The organism is Pseudomonas sp. Snoq117.2 (assembly GCF_900110545.1).
GTDB classification, from domain to species: domain Bacteria; phylum Pseudomonadota; class Gammaproteobacteria; order Pseudomonadales; family Pseudomonadaceae; genus Chryseomonas; species Chryseomonas benzopyrenica.
Window position 1 is genome coordinate 741739 of the sequence record NZ_FOED01000001.1, and the last position, 21422, is coordinate 763160.

General features: G+C 66.8%; 18 protein-coding genes and 1 pseudogene. 5 read left to right on the forward strand and 14 right to left on the reverse strand.

Annotated features, from left to right (window positions below; translation table 11 throughout):
• Positions 1 to 50 precede the first annotated feature (50 nt).
• The 8 genes and pseudogenes from hutC to BMZ43_RS03695 form a co-directional block, all read right to left on the reverse strand.
• Positions 51 to 764 carry a histidine utilization repressor gene (hutC, locus tag BMZ43_RS03660; RefSeq protein WP_064306731.1) on the reverse strand — a complete coding sequence of 238 codons (714 nt, stop codon included), beginning with the start codon at positions 762 to 764 and terminating at the stop codon, positions 51 to 53.
• Positions 765 to 858: 94 nt separating this feature from the next.
• Positions 859 to 2240, reverse strand: a pseudogene (locus BMZ43_RS03665) (amino acid permease).
• A gap of 79 nt (positions 2241 to 2319) precedes the next feature.
• Positions 2320 to 3852 carry a histidine ammonia-lyase gene (gene hutH / locus BMZ43_RS03670; RefSeq protein WP_093249898.1) on the reverse strand — a complete coding sequence of 511 codons (1533 nt, stop codon included), beginning with the start codon at positions 3850 to 3852 and terminating at the stop codon, positions 2320 to 2322.
• Between the two features lie 3 nt (positions 3853 to 3855).
• Positions 3856 to 5541, reverse strand: coding sequence for a urocanate hydratase (gene hutU, locus BMZ43_RS03675; RefSeq protein WP_064306734.1), 1686 nt, complete (start codon positions 5539 to 5541; stop codon positions 3856 to 3858).
• Between the two features lie 33 nt (positions 5542 to 5574).
• Positions 5575 to 6519: a formimidoylglutamase gene (gene hutG, locus BMZ43_RS03680; protein WP_093249902.1), complete on the reverse strand. Its 945-nt coding sequence runs from the start codon at positions 6517 to 6519 to the stop codon at positions 5575 to 5577.
• On the reverse strand, positions 6509 to 7723 hold the full coding sequence (gene hutI / locus BMZ43_RS03685; RefSeq protein WP_093249906.1) for an imidazolonepropionase: 1215 nt from the start codon (positions 7721 to 7723) through the stop codon (positions 6509 to 6511). Before hutI ends, hutG begins: the two co-directional genes overlap by 11 nt.
• Positions 7724 to 8054: 331 nt before the next feature.
• On the reverse strand, positions 8055 to 8936 hold the full coding sequence (locus BMZ43_RS03690; protein WP_093249909.1) for a transglutaminase family protein: 882 nt from the start codon (positions 8934 to 8936) through the stop codon (positions 8055 to 8057).
• Positions 8936 to 11416: a circularly permuted type 2 ATP-grasp protein gene (locus BMZ43_RS03695; RefSeq protein ID WP_017639010.1), complete on the reverse strand. Its 2481-nt coding sequence runs from the start codon at positions 11414 to 11416 to the stop codon at positions 8936 to 8938. Before BMZ43_RS03695 ends, BMZ43_RS03690 begins: the two co-directional genes overlap by 1 nt.
• Positions 11417 to 11728: 312 nt before the next feature.
• Here BMZ43_RS03695 and BMZ43_RS03700 point away from each other — a divergent pair, with 312 nt between their 5' ends.
• Positions 11729 to 12928, forward strand: coding sequence for a zinc-binding metallopeptidase family protein (locus tag BMZ43_RS03700; protein ID WP_017639011.1), 1200 nt, complete (start codon positions 11729 to 11731; stop codon positions 12926 to 12928).
• 12 nt (positions 12929 to 12940) lie between these two features.
• Here BMZ43_RS03700 and BMZ43_RS03705 read toward each other — a convergent pair whose 3' ends face one another.
• Positions 12941 to 13309, reverse strand: a complete 369-nt coding sequence (locus tag BMZ43_RS03705; protein ID WP_093249911.1) for a diacylglycerol kinase — start codon at positions 13307 to 13309, stop codon at positions 12941 to 12943.
• A 110-nt stretch (positions 13310 to 13419) separates the two neighbouring features.
• On the reverse strand, positions 13420 to 14070 hold the full coding sequence (erdR, locus tag BMZ43_RS03710) for a response regulator transcription factor ErdR (RefSeq protein ID WP_007159375.1): 651 nt from the start codon (positions 14068 to 14070) through the stop codon (positions 13420 to 13422).
• Positions 14071 to 14241: 171 nt separating this feature from the next.
• On the opposite strand from erdR, the gene BMZ43_RS03715 reads away from it, so the two are divergent.
• Positions 14242 to 15138 (forward strand): DMT family transporter, encoded by an 897-nt coding sequence (locus BMZ43_RS03715; RefSeq protein ID WP_093249914.1) that lies wholly within the window; start codon positions 14242 to 14244, stop codon positions 15136 to 15138.
• Here the strand turns inward: BMZ43_RS03715 and BMZ43_RS03720 are convergent.
• Positions 15131 to 15868, reverse strand: a complete 738-nt coding sequence (locus BMZ43_RS03720; RefSeq protein ID WP_093249918.1) for a tRNA-uridine aminocarboxypropyltransferase — start codon at positions 15866 to 15868, stop codon at positions 15131 to 15133. The two genes, BMZ43_RS03715 and BMZ43_RS03720, sit on opposite strands and share 8 nt — an antisense overlap.
• 141 nt (positions 15869 to 16009) lie before the next feature.
• Here BMZ43_RS03720 and BMZ43_RS03725 point away from each other — a divergent pair, with 141 nt between their 5' ends.
• Entirely contained in the window at positions 16010 to 16417 is a 408-nt protein-coding gene (locus BMZ43_RS03725) for a quorum-sensing-regulated virulence factor family protein (RefSeq protein ID WP_093249922.1), read from the forward strand.
• Positions 16418 to 16432: 15 nt separating this feature from the next.
• A complete protein-coding gene (locus tag BMZ43_RS03730) occupies positions 16433 to 17512 on the forward strand; it encodes an LOG family protein (protein ID WP_093249925.1) in 1080 nt (359 codons plus the stop codon).
• Between the two features lie 559 nt (positions 17513 to 18071).
• On the opposite strand, the gene recX is transcribed toward BMZ43_RS03730, so the two are convergent.
• The 3 genes from recX to BMZ43_RS03745 form a co-directional block, all read right to left on the reverse strand.
• On the reverse strand, positions 18072 to 18524 hold the full coding sequence (recX, locus tag BMZ43_RS03735; RefSeq protein WP_082900344.1) for a recombination regulator RecX: 453 nt from the start codon (positions 18522 to 18524) through the stop codon (positions 18072 to 18074).
• 64 nt (positions 18525 to 18588) lie between these two features.
• On the reverse strand, positions 18589 to 19632 hold the full coding sequence (gene recA / locus BMZ43_RS03740) for a recombinase RecA (protein WP_017639019.1): 1044 nt from the start codon (positions 19630 to 19632) through the stop codon (positions 18589 to 18591).
• 86 nt (positions 19633 to 19718) lie between these two features.
• Positions 19719 to 20219, reverse strand: coding sequence for a CinA family protein (locus BMZ43_RS03745; protein ID WP_093249928.1), 501 nt, complete (start codon positions 20217 to 20219; stop codon positions 19719 to 19721).
• A 165-nt stretch (positions 20220 to 20384) separates the two neighbouring features.
• Between BMZ43_RS03745 and BMZ43_RS03750 the strand changes: the two genes are divergently transcribed.
• Positions 20385 to 21422 carry a LacI family DNA-binding transcriptional regulator gene (locus BMZ43_RS03750; RefSeq protein ID WP_093249938.1) on the forward strand — a complete coding sequence of 346 codons (1038 nt, stop codon included), beginning with the start codon at positions 20385 to 20387 and terminating at the stop codon, positions 21420 to 21422.

Genomic DNA, 21422 nt, shown 5'->3' on the forward strand with positions numbered 1-21422 from the left:
ATCCGGTTGCCTGACTCGCAGCGGCATCGTCCTGGCTTGAGGTCCCTGTTTCAGCGATGCCGCGTCGTCGAGCTCAGCTTGTACCTGTCGCCAGGATGCAGCAGCCGCACGTAACTGATCAGGTGCTCGTTCGACCAGGTCCGGCGGATCATCGACAGGCAGGCCGCCCCCTCGGCGATCTCCAGCCAGTGCGCGGTCTGAGCGTTGGCCAGCACCGCCTCGACGATGTGCTCGACATCACTGATCGGACAGCTGGCCACCAGCACCTCGTTGGGCGTCTGGCAGCTGAAGTCGCTGTCCAGGTAATGCGGCACCCAGCGCGGATTGACATAGCGATCTTCGAGCTGGATGGGCACGCCATCCTCACGGTGCACCAGGATGCTGTGGAACACCTGGCTACCGATCCGCAGGCCGAGACGCAGGGCCACCTCGTCATCGGCGGCGATGGCTTCGCTGCGCAAGACATCGTTGGCGTACCTATGCCCCCTTGCGCGCACCTCGGCGGCAATGTTCATCACCTCGTGTAGCGAGGATTCGGCACGGGAATCGGTGACGAAGGTTCCCAGCCCGGCCTGGCGCACCAGATAGCCTTGCTGCACCAGGTTGTTGATCGCCTTGTTGGCCGTCATCCGACTGACCGAGAAGTCCCGCGCCAGCTGCTCTTCGGGAGGAATCTGGTGATTGACTGGATAGTCCCCGTTGCGGATCCGCGTCAGCAGGAAATCTTCGATCATCTTGTAGCGCGGGGGCGTCTGGCTGGTCACCGGATCTCCATGGCGTTGGCAACGCAAAGAGTCGAATGATACGCCCCGCTCCGTCCCTTGCCATCCGTTGGCAGGGGACGGAAACCTCTCGACGTTACTCCACCGCCAGCGCCGGCTGCCGGTCAGCGGAAGGCCGGACCCAGATGTAGTAGGCGAGGATCAGCAAGCCAAGCCATACCACGCCTACCCCCATGGCCGGACGACTGTCCGGGAACCAGCCCAGCACGCCGAACACGAACAGCATGAAGCCAATCGCTGCAGCAGGCGCCACGGGCCACAGAGGAACCGGAAACTTCAGCGCGGCCGTCTCGGCAGGCGTCATCCCTCGCCGCATGGCGACCTGGGACAGCAGGATCATCAACCAGACCCAGACCGTCGCGAAGGTCGCCAGGGAGGCGATAAGCAAGAAGACGTCTTCGGGGATCAGGTAGTTGAGGATCACGCCCAGCAGCAGGGCAAGCGCCATGACCACCGCCGTCAGCCAGGGCACGCCATTGCGCGACACCTTGGCGAACCCCGCCGGCGCCTGACCTTGCTTGGCCATGCCATAGAGCATGCGTCCCGCGCCGAAGACGTTGCTGTTGATCGCCGAAATCGCCGCGGAGATCACCACGATGTTGAGCAGCACGGCAGCGAAGCCGATGCCGAGGTGATCGAATATCTGTACGAAGGGACTGCCCTTGGTACCGATCTCCGGCCAGGGAAAGATGGCCATCAGCACAAACAGCGTCAGCACATAGAACAGCAGGATCCGCACGGGCACGGCCCTGATCGCCTGGGGGATGACCCGCTGCGGATCCTTGGCCTCACCCGCGGTGACGCCAATGATCTCGATGCCACCGAAGGCGAAGACCACCACCGCGAAACAGGCAATGAAGCCGCCGATGCCATTGGGCAGGAAGCCCCCGTGCGCCCAGAGATTCTGGATGCCGGTCCCGCCTTCGCTCAGGCCCATTCCATAGAACATGATGCCCAGACCACCCAGGATCATCGCCACGATGGCACCGACCTTGAGCGCGGACAGCCAGAACTCCAGCTCGCCAAAGACCTGACCGAGCAGAGATTGAGAGCGCCGATAAAGAAGATGATCGACAGCACCCAGATCCAGCGCGGCACGTCGGGAAACCAGAAGCCCATGTAGATGCCGAACGCGGTCACGTCGGCCAGGCAGACGATGACCATCTCGAAGTAGTAGGTCCAGCCGGTGAGAAAGCCCGCCAGCGGGCCCAGGTAGCTGGAGGCATACGCCCCGAAGGAACCGGAAACCGGATTGCGTACCGCCATCTCGCCCAGGGCGCGCATGACCATGTACACCGCCGCTCCGGCGATCAGATAGGCCAAGAGTACCGACGGGCCGGCTAGCTGGATCGCCGAGGCCGAACCGTAGAACAGGCCCGTGCCGATGGCCGAGCCAAGGGCGATGAAACGTATGTGCCGGGCATTCAAACCCCGCGTGAGGCCAACCAGGTTGGTCATGCTAGAGATCTCCGATTGTTGTTGTAGTACAGAGATGGCCGCCCGCAGAGAAGGCGGCCTTGCAGGCGGGCGGTAGCCCTTAGAGACTAGGTAGCAGGCGCGCTGTGATCAGCTCGTTCAGGCAACCGCTGGCCAGCAGCGCGCTGGCCGCCTCGATGTCCGGGGCGAAGAAACGGTCTTCCTGGTAGTAGGGCACCCGCTCGCGCAAGCGGCTGCGCGCCTTTTCCAGGCGTTCCGAACTCTTCAGGCCGTGACGGAAGTCCAGGCCCTGGCAGGCACCCAGCCACTCGATGGCCAGGATGCCGCGCACGTTCTCGGCCATGGCCCACAGCCGCTTGCCGGCATTGGGCGCCATGGACACGTGGTCCTCCTGGTTGGCCGAGGTGGGCAGGCTGTCGACGCTGGCCGGATGCGCCAGGGCCTTGTTGTCGCTGGCCAGGGCCGCGGCGGTGACCTGGGCGATCATGAAGCCGGAATTGACCCCGCCGTTCTCCACCAGGAAGGGCGGCAGCTGGGACATGTGCCGATCCATCATCAGCGAGATGCGCCGCTCCGACAGGGCGCCGACCTCGGCCAGCGCCAGGGCCAGGTTGTCGGCGGCCATGGCCACTGGCTCGGCGTGGAAGTTGCCGCCGGAGATGACGTCGCCCTCTTCCGCGAACACCAGCGGGTTATCAGACACGGCGTTGGCTTCCACCTCCAGCACCTCGGCGGCCTGGCGCAGCTGGGTCAGGCAGGCGCCCATCACCTGGGGCTGGCAGCGCAGCGAATAGGGATCCTGGACCTTGTCGCAATTGGCGTGGGAGCGGGACACCTCGCTGCTATCGGTGAGCAGCTCGCGATAGGCCGCGGCCACATCGATCTGACCACGCTGGCCCCGCGCGGCATGGATGCGCGCATCGAAGGGCGCCCGGGAACCGAGCATGGCCTCGACGCTCAAGCCGCCGCAGACCGTGGCCGCAGCGAACAGGTCTTCGCCTTCGAACAGCCCGCGCAGCGCATAGGCGGTGGACACCTGGGTGCCATTGAGCAGCGCCAGGCCCTCCTTGGCCGCCAGGGTCATGGGTTCGAGACCCGCGACCGCCAGCGCCTCGCGGGCCGGCAGCCACTGGCCCTGGTAGCGCGCCTTGCTCTCGCCGATCAGCACCAGCGACATGTGCGCCAGCGGCGCCAGGTCACCCGAGGCGCCCACCGAGCCCTTGAGCGGGATATGTGGATAGACCTCGGCATTGATCAAGGCGATCAGCGCCTCGATGACCTGGCGGCGAATGGCGGAGAAACCGCGGGCCAGACTGTTGACCTTGAGCAGCATGATCAGCCGCACCAGGTCGTCGTCCAGCGCCTCGCCCACACCGGCGGCATGGGACAGCACCAGGGAGCGCTGCAGCTTTTCCAGATCCGCCGGCGCGATCCGCGTCGAGGCCAGCAGGCCGAAGCCGGTGTTGATGCCATAGGCGGTCCGGCCTTCGGCCAGGATGCTTTCCACGCAGGCCACACTGGCGTCTATGGCCGCATAGGCCGCTGTATCCAGCTCGACGCGCAGCGGCTGCTGATAGGCCTGGCGCAGCCGGGCCAGGTCGAGGGTGCCGGGTTTCAGGATAAGGGTATTCATCGATCAGACTCCTTTGCCGATCATGGGCAGATTCAGGCCCTGCGCGCGGGCGCAGTCAATGGCGATGTCATAGCCGGCGTCGGCGTGGCGCATCACCCCGGTGGCCGGGTCGTTGTGCAGTACCCGGGCGATACGGGCCGCGGCGGCGTCGCTGCCGTCGCAGACGATGACCATGCCGGAGTGCTGAGAGAAGCCCATCCCCACCCCGCCACCGTGGTGCAGCGAGACCCAGGTGGCGCCGCTGGCGGTGTTGAGCAGGGCGTTCAGCAGGGGCCAGTCGGAGACGGCATCGGAGCCGTCCTGCATGGCCTCGGTCTCGCGGTTGGGGCTGGATACCGAGCCGCTGTCCAGATGGTCGCGGCCGATAACGATGGGCGCCTTGAGTTCGCCGCTGCGCACCATCTCGTTGAAGGCCAGGCCCAGCTTGGCGCGCAGGCCCAGGCCAACCCAGCAGATACGCGCCGGCAAGCCCTGGAAGGCGATGCGCTCGCGGGCCATGTCCAGCCAGCGGTGCAGGTGGGCGTCATCGGGAATCAGTTCCTTGACCTTGGCGTCGGTGCGATAGATGTCCTCGGCATCGCCCGACAGCGCGGCCCAGCGGAACGGACCGATGCCGCGGCAGAACAGCGGACGGATATAGGCCGGCACGAAGCCCGGGAAGGCGAAGGCGTCGGCGACGCCGGCTTCCTGGGCCATCTGGCGGATGTTGTTGCCGTAGTCGAAGGTCGGGACGCCCATCTTCTGGAAGTCGAGCATGGCCTGCACGTGGGCAGCCATGGACTGCTTGGCGGCCTTGACCACGCCCACCGGATCGGTGACTGCACGATCCTTGTATTCGGCCCAGGTCCAGCCGATCGGCAGATAACCATTGAGCGGGTCATGGGCGCTGGTCTGGTCGGTGACCATATCCGGGCGCACGCCACGGCGGACCAGTTCCGGCAGGATTTCGGCGGCATTGCCCAGCAGGGCGATGGAGATGGCCTTGCCGTCGCGGGTCTTGGCTTCTTCGGTGTAGCGGGCGATACGCGCCAGGGCGTCATCGAGGTCAGTGGCCTGCTCGTCGACATAGCGGCTGCGCAGGCGAAAGTCGATGCTGGTCTGTTGGCACTCGATGTTCAGCGAACAGGCGCCGGCCAGGGTCGCGGCCAGCGGCTGGGCACCGCCCATGCCGCCGAGACCGGCGGTGAGCACCCAGCGGCCACGCAGGTCACCCTGGTAATGCTGACGCCCGGCCTCGACAAAGGTCTCGTAGGTACCCTGGACGATGCCCTGGCTGCCGATGTAGATCCAGCTGCCGGCGGTCATCTGGCCGTACATGGCCAGGCCCTTGGCATCCAGTTCGTTGAAGTGCTCCCAGCTGGCCCAGTGCGGTACCAGGTTGGAGTTGGCTATCAGCACCCGCGGGGCATCGGCGTGGGTCTTGAACACCCCGACCGGCTTGCCCGATTGCACCAGCAGGGTTTCGTCGTCACCCAGCGCCTTGAGGCTCTCGACGATCTTGTCGTAGCACTCCCAGTTGCGCGCCGCGCGGCCGATGCCGCCGTAGACCACCAGCTCCTGGGGGTTTTCCGCAACTTCGGGATCGAGATTGTTCATCAGCATGCGCAGCGGCGCCTCGGTCAGCCAGCTCTTGGCATTGAGCTGGGTGCCGCGGGGGGCGCGAATCTCACCTTCACGAAAACGGGTCATGGGATCTTCCTCTCTTGTTGTTCGCGGCAGGCCTTAAAGGTCCAGTGCCAGGGTATGGATCAGCCGCGCCGCGACCCGGGCCGTGCGGCCGTCCTGGTCGAGTGCGGGATTGAGTTCGGCCACGTCGGCCAGGCGCAACTTGCCGCTGGCCTTGAGCCGGCGGATTAGGGGTTCCAGCAAGGCGAGGCTCACGCCATGAGCGGCAGGTGCGCTGACCCCGGGCGCCTCGCCCGCCGGCAGCACATCCAGGTCGAAGGTCAGATAGAGGGCATCGCAGCCGGCGGCGAAGGCGTCCAGCTCGGCGCCGATGCGCTCCAGGCTGCTCTCGCGAATCTCGTGGTCTTCGCGGGTCAGCACGTCCAGCTCGGCGGCACGCCTGAGCAGCGTGCGGGTATTGGCCGCCAGGCTCAGGCCCAGGCAGGCATAGCGAAAGGGCCAGTCGTGATGGGCGCAGTGAGCGGCGATCTGGGCGAAGGGTGTACCGGAGGTGGGGCCCCGCGTCGGATCGCGCAGGTCCAGGTGGGCATCAAAATTGACGATGCCGATGCGTGGCTTGGGCAGCGTCTTGGCCAGGTGCAGCGCCAGGCCCGACCAGCTGGCCCAGGCGACCTCGTGGCCGCCGCCCAGCACCAGCGGCAGATGACCGCCGTCCAGCAGACCGCACACGGCCCCGGCCAGGCGCGTCTGAGCGCTTTCCAGATCACCATCGGCGCAGCGGACATCACCGGCGTCATAGGCTGGGCCCTGACGCTGCCAGGCCACGTTGGCCAGGGCCCGCCGCAGGGCGATGGGACCCTCGGCAGCGCCGGTGCGACCCTGATTGCGCCTTACCCCCTCGTCGCAGGCGAAACCCAGCAGCGCCATACCCGGCGTGCTGTCCGCAGCCAGCGGCTCGATGCGCTGGTGCCAGCGCAAGGCATCGGCTTCCGGATCGATACGGCCGGTCCAGCACTCCAGGGTCTGGCGATCAGCGAACATGCTGCACCTCCCCGCCGAAGACGCGCTGACGCAGGCGGCCCGGACGCACCTCATAGGCCAGCTCCGCTGGCTGACCGACGTCCCACAGGCAGAGATCCGCCGGGGCGCCCACCTGGATACGACCCAGCTCCGGGCGCCCCAGGGCCTGGGCGGCGTGGGCGGTCATGCCGGCCAAGGCCTCGCGGGGCGTGAGGCGAAACAGGGTGCAGCCCAGGTGCGCGATCAGGGTCGGCAGATAGAGCGGCGAGGTGCCGGGATTGGCGTCACTGGCCAGCGCCATGGGCACCCCATGGCGACGCAGCAGTTCGACCGGTGGATGTTGCGTCTCGCCCAGCATCAGGAAGGCGCCGGGCAGCAGCACGGCGACGGTGCCGGCGGCCGCCAGGGCGCGCACGCCGGCTCCGTCGAGGTACTCCACATGATCCGTGGACAAGGCGCCCAGCCGCGCGGCCAAGACGCTGCCACCCAGGTTGGACAGCTGCTCGGCATGAGCCTTGATCGGCAGACCGTGCTCGCGCGCCGCCAGGAATACCCGCTCACACTGGGCCGGCGAAAAGGCGATGCCCTCGCAGAAGACGTCCACCGCATCGGCCAGGCCCTCGGCCACCGCGGCCGGAATCATCTCCCGACAGACCAGATCGACGTAGCCCTCGGCATCACCCTGGAATTCCGGCGGTACGGCATGGGCGCCCAGCAGCGTGGTGATCACCCGGACCGGCAGCGCCTCGCCCAGCTGGCGGGCGACCCGCAATAGCTTGAGTTCGTCGGCCACCGTCAGGCCATAGCCGGACTTGATCTCCACGGTGGTGACGCCCTCGTCGGCCAGGGCCTGCAGGCGCGGCAGGCTCAGGGCGAAGAGGTCCGCCTCGCTGGCTGCCCGGGTGGCCCTTACGGTGCCGAGGATGCCGCCACCGGCGCGGGCGATTTCCGCGTAGCTGGCGCCCTCCAACCGCTGCTCGAATTCTCCGGCACGCTGACCGGCATAGACCAGATGGGTATGGCAATCCACCAGGCCCGGCGTCATCACTCCACCCACTTCCGTCCGCTCGACCCCTGGGGCCAGCTCGGTACGAAACTCGGACTCCGGCCAGACACCGGCAATCTGGTCGTTCTTGATCCAGACCGCAATGGGCTTGGGCAGGGTCTGCAGGCCATCGAACAGGGTGACGTGGCGCCACAGGCGGGAAGTGAAGGCGGAGGACATAGGGATCCCTCTTGTTAATGTATATACATTTAACCAGGAGGGAGACGACTGTCAAGCGCTTAAAATGGCCGCGATCCTATTCCAGACGCATTGCAAAGGCCTGAAACAGGTGTTATCGGTAATGATCCAAATCCAGTCATCCCTGCTGTATATACAATAAGTGTGCAGCGCTCTAAAAAAGTCTTTCCAGATCAAGACGCTAGGCAGCTGGGCCCATGAGACCCGACAGCATCAAGGTTTGTCTGGAGTAGGCGACGCCGCTTCACGCCTTCCGTCATGGCCGGGGATAGCCCGGCGACTTCGCGATCGGCCTGGCGTCTGCCACCCAGACCTACAGCGGCGTCACCGTCACCTCGACCACCGGATCGTGATCGCCGCCGCCGAGGATCACTCCGCGCAATGGCGAGACATCGGTGAAGTCGCGGCCCCAGGCCAGGGTGATGTGTTCCATGTCCGGCAGGACGTCGTTGGTGGGATCGAAGTCGACCCAGCCCAGCCGCGGGCAATGCACGCTGACCCAGGCGTGGGAGGCATCGGCGCCGATCAGCCGCGGCTTGCCGGGTGGCGGGCGGGTCAGCAGATAGCCGCTGACATAGCGCGCCACCAGCCCCAGGGCGCGCAGGCAGGCCAGCATCAGGTGGGCGAAGTCCTGGCAGACGCCATGGCGGTGCTCCAGCACCTCGCGCAGCGGCGTCGCCACCTGGGTGGCGGTGGCGTCGAAGCGGAATTCGCGGTGGATCTTTTCCATCAGCGCCCGACAGCCCAGCAGCAGCGGCCGACCCGGTGGAAAACAGTCCTCGGCGAAGCGAGCGAAGATGCCGTCCAGGGGCACCGCCGGCGATTCGAAGCGGAAGTGGTGGACGTCCAACGGGACCCGGGCGGCGGGATAGCGCAGACCGTCGCGCACCTCTTCCCAGGGGGGCGAATCCGCCAGCCTGAGCCCGGCGCGGGAGTCCACCTCCACCTCCAGCTCGGTGCCGACATAGAGTTCGTCGTGGGGGCGCTCGAAGGATAGCCGCGTCAGCGGATTGCCGAAGGCGTCCCAGGCGTCCTGGCGCTGGGTCGGTTGCGGCAGGATAGCCAATTGCCGGGACAGGCAACGCTGCCAGGCGCAGTCGCGCGGCAGCAGGTGCAGCAACTGCTGGGAGAGCGACACCGGCGCCTCGTAGCGATAGTGGGTGTCGTGCTGGATGCGATAGCGGACCTGGTTCATCACATGGACACCGTGCGCTGGCTGACGGCGTCGACATGGGCGAAGCAGCGATAGATGACCCGCTCGGACAGCTGGCTGCTGGCCTCGGCGATCTGTCGCAGCAGGCGCGCCAGGCCCTGCTGCACCTCGATCCGGCCGGCGTCGCCGAACAGGGTGTTCTCCAGGGTCGCGAGGTCGAAGCGGCGCAGCCGGTCGTAGGCATCGTGCAGCGCCGGATCGCGGGGCAGGCCGTAGTAACGTTCCAGGTGCTCCACGGCGTTGATCAGCGCATGCAGCTGGAAGCGGATCGAATAGGGGTTGTGCTCGTGCAGCATCAGCAGGTCCAGCACCGGGATCAGCTGGGGCGCCGCCTGGTAGCGGGAGCGATAGGTGATGATGCTGTTGCCCAGCTCCAGCAGCCATTCCAGGCCCGCCGCGTCCCAGGTGGCGCCCCCTTCGAGAAAGTGCGCCAGGCTGCCGGCGAGGAATTGTACCCGCTCGATGCGCCGGCCGATCATCAGAAAGCGCCAGCTCTCGTCGTGGGTCATGTCGTCGAAGGTGAAGCCGGCCACCGCCGCCAGCGCCATCACCAGGCGGTTGAGACTCTGCAACGCTTCGCCCGGCTCGCTGCCCACCTGGCCCAGGCCATGGGCCTCGCGCTCCACCTCGCGGATGGCGCGCCAGTTCTCCGGCGACAGCCGTCCGCGGACCTGGGCCGCGGCCCAGTGCAGCCGTTGCAAATTGGCGCCCAGGCCGCTGGGAAAGTCCCCCGGCCCCAGGGCGGCGTGCAACTGCTCGGCCAGCCGGCCACCCGCCGGCAGCAACTCCAGGGCCGTGGCCAGATCGATGGCCGACTGCACCGCCGGCCCGCCGTCGTCGGCGTCCAGGTAGCGACTCAGGACGATCCGTAGAAGGCGCGCGGCATCCTCGCAACGTTCGCTGTAGCGACCGTACCAGAACAGGTTTTCGGCGGTGCGCGAGGGCAGGAAGGGGTCCTTGCGCACCAGGTCGCGCACCCCCAGCACCCGCGCCCCGGGCACTTCGGCGGCAGCGCGACTGCCACCCAGTACCCAGGTGTCCTTGCTCGACCCGCCGCGCTGCATGGACACCACCGCGGCGCCCTCATGGGCGACCCGGGTCAGGCCGCCGGGCATCACCCAGTAGCCGTCTTCGCTGGCCACCGCATAGACGCGCATGCCGATGGCCCGCGACTGCAGGCTACCGCCCTGCCAGACCGGCGCCTGGGACAGCTGGATACGCTCCTGGGCGACATAGGCATGGGGCGTGGCCAGGATGCGCGCGCGCAATTCGGCCAGTCCCTCGGTATCCAGCGCCTTGCCGAACACCGGCTCGAAGCCCTGGGCCGGATAGGCCGGCTTGATCACCAGCTCCGCCAGGCGTGCCAGGGCCGCTTCCCGTACCGGCGTCTCGCCGCACCACCAGGTGGCCACGGAGGGCAGCGCCAGGGTCTCGCCGAGCAGGGCCTGGCAGACGCCGGGCAGGAAGCCCAGCAAGCCGGGCGACTCCAGCAGCCCGCTGCCCAGGGCATTGGCCATGATGACGTTGCCCTGGCGTACCGCTTCCAACAGACCGGGCACGCCCAGCGCCGAATCGGTGCGCAGCTCCAGCGGATCGCAGAAGTCGTCGTCCAGCCGGCGGAAGACCGCATGGACCCGTCTCAGCCCGCTCAGGGTCTTGAGATAGAGGCAGGCATCGCGCACCGTGAGGTCCTGGCCTTCCACCAGCGGAAAGCCCAGTTGGCGGGCCTGGTAGAGGTGCTCGAAGTAGGTCTCGTTGTAACGCCCCGGCGTCAGCAGCACTGCCAGCGGCGCCTCCTCGCCGATGTCCAGCCCGGTGCTCAGGGTGCGCTGCAGGGCCTGGAAATAGCCGTTGAGCGGCTGGACCTGCAGGTCGCGGTGCAGGTCGGGAAAGGCCCGCGCCACGATGTGGCGGTTCTCCAGCGCATAGCCGGCGCCGGAGGGCGCCTGGGTGCGATCGGCCAGCACCCACCAGCGGCCATCGGGCGCGCGGGCCAGATCCACCGCATAGACGTGCAGCCAGGTATCGCCCGGCGGGCGCAACCCCTGGCAGGCCCAGAGAAAGTTGTTGTGGCCGAACACCAGCTCCGGCGGCAGCAGCCGCTCGTGCAACAGGCGCTGCTCGCCATAGAGATCGCCCAGGACCCGGTTCAGCAGGCGCGCCCGCTGCGCGACGCCGGCGGCCAGGGGCGCCCACTCCTCCGCCGAGATCAGCTGCGGCAGCAGGTCCAGCGCCCAGGGCCGGTCGCTGCCCTTGGGATCGGCGTAGACGTTGTAGGTGACGCCGTTTTCCTGGATCTGCCGGGCGATCAATGCCTGGCGCTGGTCGAGCTGCGCCGGTCGCAGCCCGGCCAGATGGCCGTAGAAGCGGCGCCAGGGCGGCCGCACGCCACCCCGCGGACTCCAGAGTTCGTGGTAGCTGCCGGTCATGTCGCTGGCATTGCGGGAAGCGTTCGGGGGCATGGTCGGAGGACGGCTGACAGGCTACGAAAGCGGGTTCGAAAAGGTCGAGTCGGCAGGCACGGCAAGGCAGGCGTGCCGGTCTCGCCGGTAACCTAGGGTAGTGGTGTCGCTCGGGATGCGCCACCGCAAACACGGGCCGCCGCGGCCAGCGGGGCGCAGTCCGGTCCGGGGACCTATCCTAGAGCCCTCGCCGGCGGTGCCAGGCGACGAACAACCCGGAACTCCAGGGTCGGGCCGCTCTACTAATCCGCTAGCAAGACGCCAGCGCCCCGCCGGCGTCCGACGCGGCCGCTCTCGCCAGGTATTAGCCCCATGCGCAATTTTCTCGGAAGCTACAGTTCGAATCGTCAGCAACGCAATGCCCTGCGCGCCCTGCCCGTCCAGCGCAAGGTCGCCAACTGCACCTGCGGCCAGGCCATCTTCTTTCCCAACAGCGAATGCCTGGCCTGCGGCAATGCCCTCGGCTACGCCCCGGACCAGGGCACGCCAACGGCCATTCAGCCCGCCGAAGGCGGCCTCTGGCAGCTGCCCGAGGCCAGCAGCGGCCTCTATCGTCGCTGCGCCAACCTGGATACCCCGGCCGCCTGCAACTGGCTGGTGCCGGCCGAATCGGGCGAAAACTTCTGCGTGGCCTGCCAGCTCAATCACACCATTCCGGATCTGTCCTTCGAGGGCAACGGCGAGCGCTGGCGCAAGCTGGAGCTGGCCAAGCGGCAACTGGTCGCCCAGTTGCTGGGCCTGGGCCTGCAGGTAATCCCCCAGAGCCAGGATGCCGAGCACGGACTCGCCTTCGACTTTCTCGCCCCCGATGCCACCGGCACCCCCACCACCGGGCACGCCAATGGCCTTATCACCCTGAACATCCTCGAAGCGGACGATGCCCACCGGGAAAAGGTCCGCGCCGACATGCACGAACCCTATCGCACCCTGCTCGGCCATTTCCGCCATGAAGTGGGTCACTACTACTTCGATCGTCTGGTCGCCGGCACCGCCTGGGAGGAGCCCTTCCGCGCCCTGTTCGGCGACGAGCGCGCCGACTATGGCGAGGCCCTGCAGCGCCACTACAAGCAGGGCGCGCCGGCTGGCTGGGAAAGCCAGTACGTCAGCGCCTACGCCACCATGCACCCCTGGGAAGACTGGGCGGAGACCTGGGCGCACTACCTGCACATGATGGACACCCTGGCCACCGCTGCCAGCCTGGGCATGAACGCCGGCAGCCTGCAGCTGGATTTCCAGCCCTTCACCCGCGAGGCGCTGTACGAGGCCGAGGACCGCAGTGATGATGAATTCCTTGGCTTCGCCAATGCCTGGATCGAACTGGCGGCCATGCTCAACGAACTGTCCCGCAGCATGGGCCAGCCGGACTTCTATCCCTTCGCCCTGCCTGCGCCGGTGATCGCCAAGCTGCACTTCATCCACAAGGTCATCCACTCGGCCCAGCCCAGCGTGCTGGAACAGGGTCTGGCCGCGGACGACACCACGGCGGGTGCCACCCTGGGCGCTACCCTCTGATCGGGGTCCTGCTCAACCGAGCAGGACGATGCCCCAGACCACGGCAATGATGATCATGGCCACGAACTGCGCGGCACTGCCAAGATCCTTGGCGTTCTTCGACAGTTCGTGCCAGTCCAGGGAAATGCGATCTACCACCGCCTCGATGGCGGCGTTGAACAATTCGACCACCAGCGACAGCAGGCAGACCGCCACCAGCAGCGCCCGCTCGCCGCGACTCACGTCCAGCCAGAAGGCCAGGGGCACCAGCACCACGTTGAGCAGCACCAGCGAACGAAAGGCCGCTTCCTGGCGAAAGGCCGTGCGCAGGCCGGCCAGGGAATAGCCGGCGGCGTTGATGACCCGGCGCAGACCGGTCTTGCCTTTGTAGGGAGAGATCACGGAAAAAGCTCCATCCAGCAGGGGCGAACCGCCGACGCGCGTGGACGGCCGGTGCGAAAAAGGGGAAAGCGGGCAGTCACGCCCAGGCCGGGCGTCGCTGCCAGCGGACGTCAGCCGGACGTGCTCTCCAGCTGTTGCAGCAGCAGGGCCGCCTGGGTGCGGGTGCGGACACCGAGCTTGCGGAAGATGGCCGTGGCATGGGCCTTGACCGTAGCCTCGGAGACATTGAGCTCGAAGGCGATCTGCTTGTTGAGCAGCCCTTCGCAGAGCATGGTCAGCACCCGGAACTGCTGCGGGGTGAGACTGGCGAGCCCGGCGCTGGCGGCCTTGGCTTCCTCGCTCAGGGCGGCGGCACCTTCCACCTGCGGCGGCCACCAGGTATCACCGTCCAGTACCTGGCTGACCGCCTGCTGCAGGGTACTCAGATCGCTGGACTTGGGAATGAAGCCACTGGCGCCGAATTCCCGGGCGCGTTGCACCACCGCCGGTTCTTCCTGAGCCGAGATCATCACCACCGGCACCTGGGGATACTGGCCACGCAGGAGGACCAAGCCGGAAAAGCCATAGGCCCCGGGCATGTTGAGGTCGAGCAGGACCAGATCCCAGTCGGTGCGCTCGGCCAGGCAGGCCTGGAGCTCGGCGATGTCGGCCACCTCGGTGAGCCGTGCCTGGGCGCCCAGGCCGAGGGTCAGGGCCTGCTGCAGGGCGCTGCGAAACAGCGGATGATCGTCGGCGATCAGTATCTGGTAGGCAGCCGCCATGGTGTAGCTTTCCTTGTTTTCGTGAGCGCCCGCATCGACCAGGTACCTGGCGCCCGGGCTGCGTGCAAGCATGCCCAACGGCGCGGACGGGAGCAAGGCCGGGCGGACCGCGGACGGTAGGCAAGACCCGGCGGTTTGCGGCACAGTTGCCGTTTTGCCCAAGAGACGCCCATGCCCAGCGCCGCCCTGCGTGCCGATCTACTCATGCTGCTCACCGCCCTCATCTGGGGCAGCGCCTTCATCGCCCAGACCGGCGGCATGGAGCACATCGGCCCCTTTCTCTATACCGGCCTGAGATTCGCCCTGGGTGCCCTCACCCTTCTTCCGCTGCTGCTGTACCTGCGCCGCCATGGCCGCCAGCGGCGCCTGACCCGCGACACCTTCAAGGGCGGCCTGTTGATGGGCCTGGTGCTGACCCTGGGGATCAATCTGCAGCAGGTCGGCCTGCTGTTCACCAGTGTGACCAACTCCGGCTTCATCACCGGTCTCTATGTCATCGTGGTACCGCTGCTGGGACTGCTGCTCGGCCAGCGCAGCCATCTGGGCACCTGGATTGGCGCCAGTCTGGCGGTGGTGGGCATGGGGTTGCTGAGCATCGGCGACAACTTCCAGGTGGCGTCCGGCGATCTGCTGCAACTGGCCGGCGCCCTGGCCTGGGGGGTCCATGTGCTGCTGGTGGGACACTATTCCAGTCGCCACGACGCCACGGTGCTGTCGATCCTGCAATTCGGCGTCTGCGCCGTGCTCAGCCTGGCGCTGGCACTGGCCTTCGAGCCGATCCAGTCGACCGGGATCGTCCTGGCCCTGCCCGAGTTGCTCTATGGCGGCGTGATCGCTGCCGGCATCGGCTACACCCTGCAGGTGTTCGCCCAGCGCGGCGCCATCGCCTCTCACGCGGCGGTGATCTTTTCCCTGGAGGCGGTATTCGCCGCCTTCTTCGGTGCCTGGTTGCTGGGCGAGGCCCTCAGCGGTCGTGGCTACCTGGGCTGCGTGCTGATGTTCGCCGGCATGCTGGCCGCCCAGCTCTGGCCGCGCCAGGCGCCGGTGGAGATCAAGCCGGTCAACTAGCGCGCAGGGCCTTCAGTTGCCTACTGGCTGGGCTGTCCGCCGCCAGCGGCAGATGATGCTTGGCATCCAGGTAGCGCTCGCTGAACACGTCCAGATAGGCCTCCAGCAGCCGCCCGGCCGGCGCCTCGCCAGCCAGTTCCAGGCACAGGGCGGCGACCTCGGCGGTGCAGAGGTGCTCGCCGCGGGTGGAGCGCCGCAGGCGGTAGCGCGACAGGGCAGTGGGCTGGAAACTCAACACCGGCAGGCGGTCCAGGTAGGGACTCTTGCGAAACATCTTGCGCGCTTCGGTCCAGGTGGCATCCAGCAAGACGAACAGCGGTCGCTGGCCGGGTGCCAGCGGCAGGGTCTCGACCACCCGCTCGGGGGCCGCGTATTCGCCAGGAAACACCAGCAGCGGTTGCCATTCTGGCTGCGCCAGCAGCTCCGGCAGCCCCGGGTCCACCGTCGTGCGACTCCAGCCGAAGGCGTGGGTATCGGCCACCACGTCGGCGATCAGCCAACCGGTGTTGCTCGGTTTGAGCGGCTCGACATCGTGCATCAGCAGGCACATGCCGGCGTGGGTCTGGCGCAGGGGGCGCAGGTCGCAGAGGCAATGACTGGGGGCCAGGCGGCAATTCGGGCAGCGCGCCATGCGCGAGCCCCGGGCGATGAAGGGCTTGATGCTGCGCGCCAGGCGCTCCTGGCGCAGACGGGCCACGGCATGCAGAGGGGTATCGCTGATCGGGGTCATGCCGGGCTCGCGGGTAAAAGCGCAGTTTACCAGAGCGATCGGGATGCCCGCGGCGGCCAGGCAGGTTACCCTGCGTAGACGCCTTGCGAACCCCCGCCCGCGACCACGGTCGAAACGGGCTCCTCTACGCTGGAGAACACGATGCCTCGTTTTGCTTTGCTCGCCCTGACCCTCGCCCTGCCCTTCACCGTCCAGGCCGCCGAGTCGCTCAAGGACCACGAGCTCAACCAGATGCTGCGCAAGGTCGCCACCGAGAGCAGCCAGGGCACGCCACGCGCCATCAACGAGGACATCCTCGACCGCGGCTACACCGTGCAGGGCAAGCAGTTGGTCAACAACCTCAGCGTGCGCCCGGCGCATGCCGCCCGCATGCGCGAGAATCCGGCCACGGTGCGGGTGCAGCTTGCCGAGAGCGTCTGCCAGAACAACGGCTATCGCCAGTTGCTGGCCCGTGGCGCCACCCTGGTCTATGACTTCACCGAATACCAGACCAACAAGCCGGTCATGGTCGAGCGCTTCCAGGCTGCCGACTGCGGCCTGGGCAGGTAAGCGGAGGGTCGCGGCATGACCGAGGACAACGACGACAGCTACCTGGCCCGCCATGTGGAGCCCAGCGCCGCCGACCTCGGTCAGCGCATCGACGAACTGCTAGAGCACGCCCTGCCGGGCGGCAGCCCCAACCTCGGCCTCTACCGCGAGATGCTGGTGACGGTGGTGCGCATGGCGCAGACCAATCCGGCGCGCTGGGACGCCAAGATCATGCTGCAGACCCTCAAGGAGCTGGAGCAGGCCTTCCGCACCCTGGAGCGCTTTCGCCGGCGGCGCAAGGTCACGGTATTCGGCTCGGCGCGGACCCGCATCGACCACGGTCTCTACACCCTCGCCCGCGAACTGGGCAGCGCCCTGGCCCGCCGCGACATGATGGTCATCACCGGCGGCGGCGCCGGCATCATGGGCGCCGCCCACGAGGGCGCCGGGCCCGAAGCCAGTCTCGGCTTCAACATCACCCTGCCCTTCGAACAGCGTGCCAATCCGACCATCGAGGGTACGGATCACCTGCTGTCCTTCCACTTCTTCTATGTGCGCAAGCTGTTCTTCCTCAAGGAGGCGGACGCCCTGGTACTTTGCCCCGGCGGCTTCGGCACCCTGGACGAGACCTTCGAGGTGCTCACCCTGATCCAGACCGGCAAGAGCCCGCTGGTGCCGCTGGTGTTGCTGGATACCCCCGATGGCCACTTCTGGGACGATACCCTGGCCTATCTGGAGCGCAATCTGCTGGAGGAAGGCTACATCCTGCCCGCCGATCTCAAGCTGGTCCGGCTGGTACGCTCACCGGAGGCCGCCGCGGCCGAGATCGAGCGCTTCTATGGCAACTACCACTCCACCCGCCGACGCGACGGCCTGCTCCATATCCGTCTCAAGCACGCCGTGACCCCGGCCTGCCTGGAGCAATTGGCCAGGGATTTCGGCGACCTTTGCCGCACCCCAGGCTTCACCCAGCTGGCCCCGGGCGAAGGCCAGGCCGACGAAGCGGAATTCGCCCACCTGACGCGCCTCACCTTCGACTTCCATGGCCGCCACTACGGCCGCCTGCGCGAACTGGTGGACGAACTCAATCGCCCTGAGCATTGGGTATCCCCGTAGGTTGGCGCTGAGCACAGCGAAGCCCAACGCATCCAGACCCTGGAATCCCTGTTGGGCTTCGACGATGGAGCCGTCTCAACCCAACCTACCCAACTGCCCCGTAGGTTGGCGCTGAGCGCAGCGAAGCCCAACGCATCCAGACCTCGGAGTCTCTGTTGGGCTTCGACGATGGAGCCGTCTCAACCCAACCTACAGCAGCCCCTCGTAGGTTGGGTTGAGCGCAGCGAAGCCCAACGATCTCTGGTACCGGACCCGATGTTGGACTTTGACGATGGAGCCGTCTCAACCCAACCTACCCAACTGCCCCGTAGGTTGGCGCTGAGCATAGCGAAGCCCAATGCATCCAGACCTCGGAGTCTCTGTTGGGCTTCGACGATGGAGCCGTCTCAACCCAACCTACCTAACTGCCCCGTAGGTTGGCGCTGAGCACAGCGAAGCCCAACGCATCCAGACCTAGGAGTCTCTGTTGGGCTTCGACGATGGAGCCGTCTCAACCCAACCTGCCCAACTGCCCCGCAGGTTGGCGCTGAGCACAGCGAAGCGCAACAGAACAGGCTGCCTACCGCCGACTCAACACCCGGTTGATCCCATCCATGGCATAGCCCCGATAGGCCAGGAAGCGGCCCTGCTTGGCGCGTTCCTTGGCATCAGCTGGGGGCGTACCGAATTTCCTGCGCCAGACATCTTCGAGGTGCGCCTGCCAGTCCACGTCCGCTTCACGCAGTGCGGCTTCCACCTGATCCCGCTGCAAGCCGCGCTGACCCAGTTCTTCGCGAATGCGCATGGGCCCGTAACCGGAACGGGCACGGCTGGCGATGTAGCTTTCCAGATAGCGACTCTCGTCGAGCAGGCCATCCTCGGCCAGGCGATCCAGCACCGGGCCGAGCAGGCTTTCCTCGGCCCCGCGCCGCCGCAGTTTGCGCGATAGCTCCTCGCGACCATGTTCGCGACGGGCCAGCAGATCCATGGCGGCGAAACGGATGGCAGCGGTGGTATCCAGTGGATTGCCCAAGGGTGATCCTCCTTATGCAAAAACCCCCGCACGAGGCGGGGGTTGTGTCAAACGTGGCACCCGATCACAGATCGATGTCAGCGTCTTCTTCGGCGGCCACTTCGGCCTTCTGATTGGTCGGCTGACTCAGCAGCTTCTCGCGAATCGCCTTGTCCACGGCACCCTTGATCTCGGGATTGTCTTCCAGGAACTTGGCGGCATTGCCCTTGCCCTGGCCGATCTTGCTGCCCTGGTAGCTGTACCAGGCACCCGACTTCTCGATTAGACCCAGCTGCACGCCCAGATCGATGATCTCGCCGTTCAGGTAGATGCCCTTGCCGTAAAGAATCTGGAACTCGGCCTGGCGGAACGGCGGTGCCACCTTGTTCTTGACCACCTTAACGCGGGTTTCGCTGCCGATCACCTCGTCGCCTTCCTTCACCGCGCCGATGCGACGGATGTCGAGACGGACCGAGGAGTAGAACTTCAGGGCGTTACCGCCGGTGGTGGTCTCGGGGTTGCCGAACATCACGCCGATCTTCATGCGGATCTGGTTGATGAAGATGACCAGGCAGTTGGCGTTCTTGATGTTGCCGGTGATCTTGCGCAGCGCCTGGGACATCAGACGCGCCTGCAGACCCACGTGCATGTCACCCATCTCGCCTTCGATCTCGGCCTTGGGCACCAGGGCCGCTACCGAGTCGACGATGATGACGTCGACCGCGTTGGAGCGCACCAGCATGTCGGTGATTTCCAGGGCCTGTTCGCCGGTATCCGGCTGGGACACCAGCAGGTCGTCGACGTTGACGCCCAGCTTGCCGGCGTAGTCCGGATCGAGCGCGTGCTCGGCGTCGACGAAGGCGCAGGTGGCGCCCTGCTTCTGCGCCTGAGCGATGACCGACAGGGTCAGGGTGGTCTTACCCGAGGATTCGGGACCGTAGATTTCGACGATCCGGCCCTTGGGCAGACCGCCGATGCCGAGGGCGATGTCCAGACCCAGGGAGCCGGTGGAAATCGCCGGAATGGCTTGGCGCTCGTGATCGCCCATGCGCATCACGGTGCCCTTGCCGAATTGCTTTTCGATCTGTCCCAAGGCCGCGGCCAGGGCACGCTTTTTGTTGTCGTCCATTAGATTCCTCTCGGAGAAAGAAGGGCCAGACGGCCGTGGATACCTGTATAAGTGAACAGTATTAAACCATAGTCGCCCTCTGGTTGCTACACCCGGGGGCCTTTTTCCTCGGCCAGCAAGGCCAATAAAACCTGCAGGGCACGGACCTGGGTCTGCTGGCGGACCGCGGCGCGATCGCCGGCAAAGACCTGCCGTTCGGTGCGCAAATTTTCTCCATCGCGCCAGGCCAGCCAGACAGTGCCGACCGGCTTGCCCGGCACTGCACCGCCCGGCCCGGCGATACCGCTTACCGCGACCGCGAAGCGGGCACCGGCGCGCTGTTGCGCACCCAGCGCCATGGCCGTCACCACCTCTTCGCTGACCGCGCCGACCTGCTCGAACAGCGCCTCGGGCACGTCCAGCTGCAGGGTCTTCTGCCGGTTGGAATAGGTGACGAAGCCGGCCTCGAACCAGGCCGAGCTGCCGGCGGCGCGGGTGATCGCCTCGGCGATGCCGCCGCCGGTGCAGGATTCAGCGGTGGTCACCTGGGCACCAGCCGCCTGCAGGGCGTCGCCCAACCGCTGGGCGAGACTGTCGAGGGAATCCATCGAGACCTTCCTGTGCGAAAGAGAACATAAGAGGTGACCGCGGCAAGCGAGCGCCTGCGGCGACCACTGGTCGGCCTGCACCTTAGACCGGCTTGCCGGCCCGCGTGAGAAAAGATTTACTGAAACCGGTTTCAGGCACCTACAAAATCCTAACAGCGGTACGCCATGAACGATGTCTTCATCCCCGGTCCGCGCGCTACCCGTGCGACCATCGCCGAAGTGGCCGCCGTCGCCGGCGTGTCCAAGGCCAGCGTGTCCCGCTATATCAGCGGCGATCGTCGCCTGCTGTCAGACGCCCTCGCCACGCGCATCGAGCAGGCCGTGGTCGCCCTCGATTTCCAGCCCAACCAGATGGCCCGTGGCCTCAAGCGCGGTCGCAGTCGCCTGATCGGCATGTTGGTGGCCGACCTGCTCAATCCCTACTCCACCGCGGTGATGCACGGCGTGGAAACCGCCTGCCGCCAGCAGGGCTATTCGCTGCTGATCTGCAACACCGACCAGGATGCCCGCCAGGAGCGCCAGCAACTGGCCGCGCTGCAGTCCTACAGTATCGAAGGCCTGATCGTTAACACCTTCGGCCAGCATGCCGCCGACCTGCAGCACCTGGGCAGCCGTCTGCCACTGGTGCTGCTGGACCGCGAGTTGCCGGGCGTCGAGGCCGATCTGGTCGGCCTCGACAACCACCAAGCTATCGAGCTGGGGGTAGCGCACCTGCGCGAGCAGGGCTATCGCGACCTGCTGCTGGTGAGCGAGCCCCTGGACGGGACCAGCTCGCGCCTCCAGCGCCTGGGCGCCTTCGACGCGGCCCTGGCCGAGCACCCTGACTGTCGTGGCGGACACTGTGGCGAGGCCGACAACGCCCTGGCGCTGCAAGCCGCCCTGGCCGCCTTCCTCGCCAGCCCCGGCCCCGGCTCCAAGGCCCTGCTCACCGCCAATGGCGTAGCGACCCTGGCGACGACCCTGGCCCTGCAGGCCCTGGGTGAACCCCTGTTCAAGCGCCTTGGCCTGCTGGCTCTGGATGATCTGGATTGGTTTCCCCTGGTGGGTGGTGGCATCAGCGCCCTCGCCCAGCCGACCCATGCTCTGGGCGTGGCCGCCTTCGAACGCTTGCAGCGGCGGATCGACGGGGATCGCAGCGCCCCGGTGCAGCAGACCTTCGGAGCGGAATTGCGCGTCCGCCAGTCGACTCGCGCCAGGGCCTGA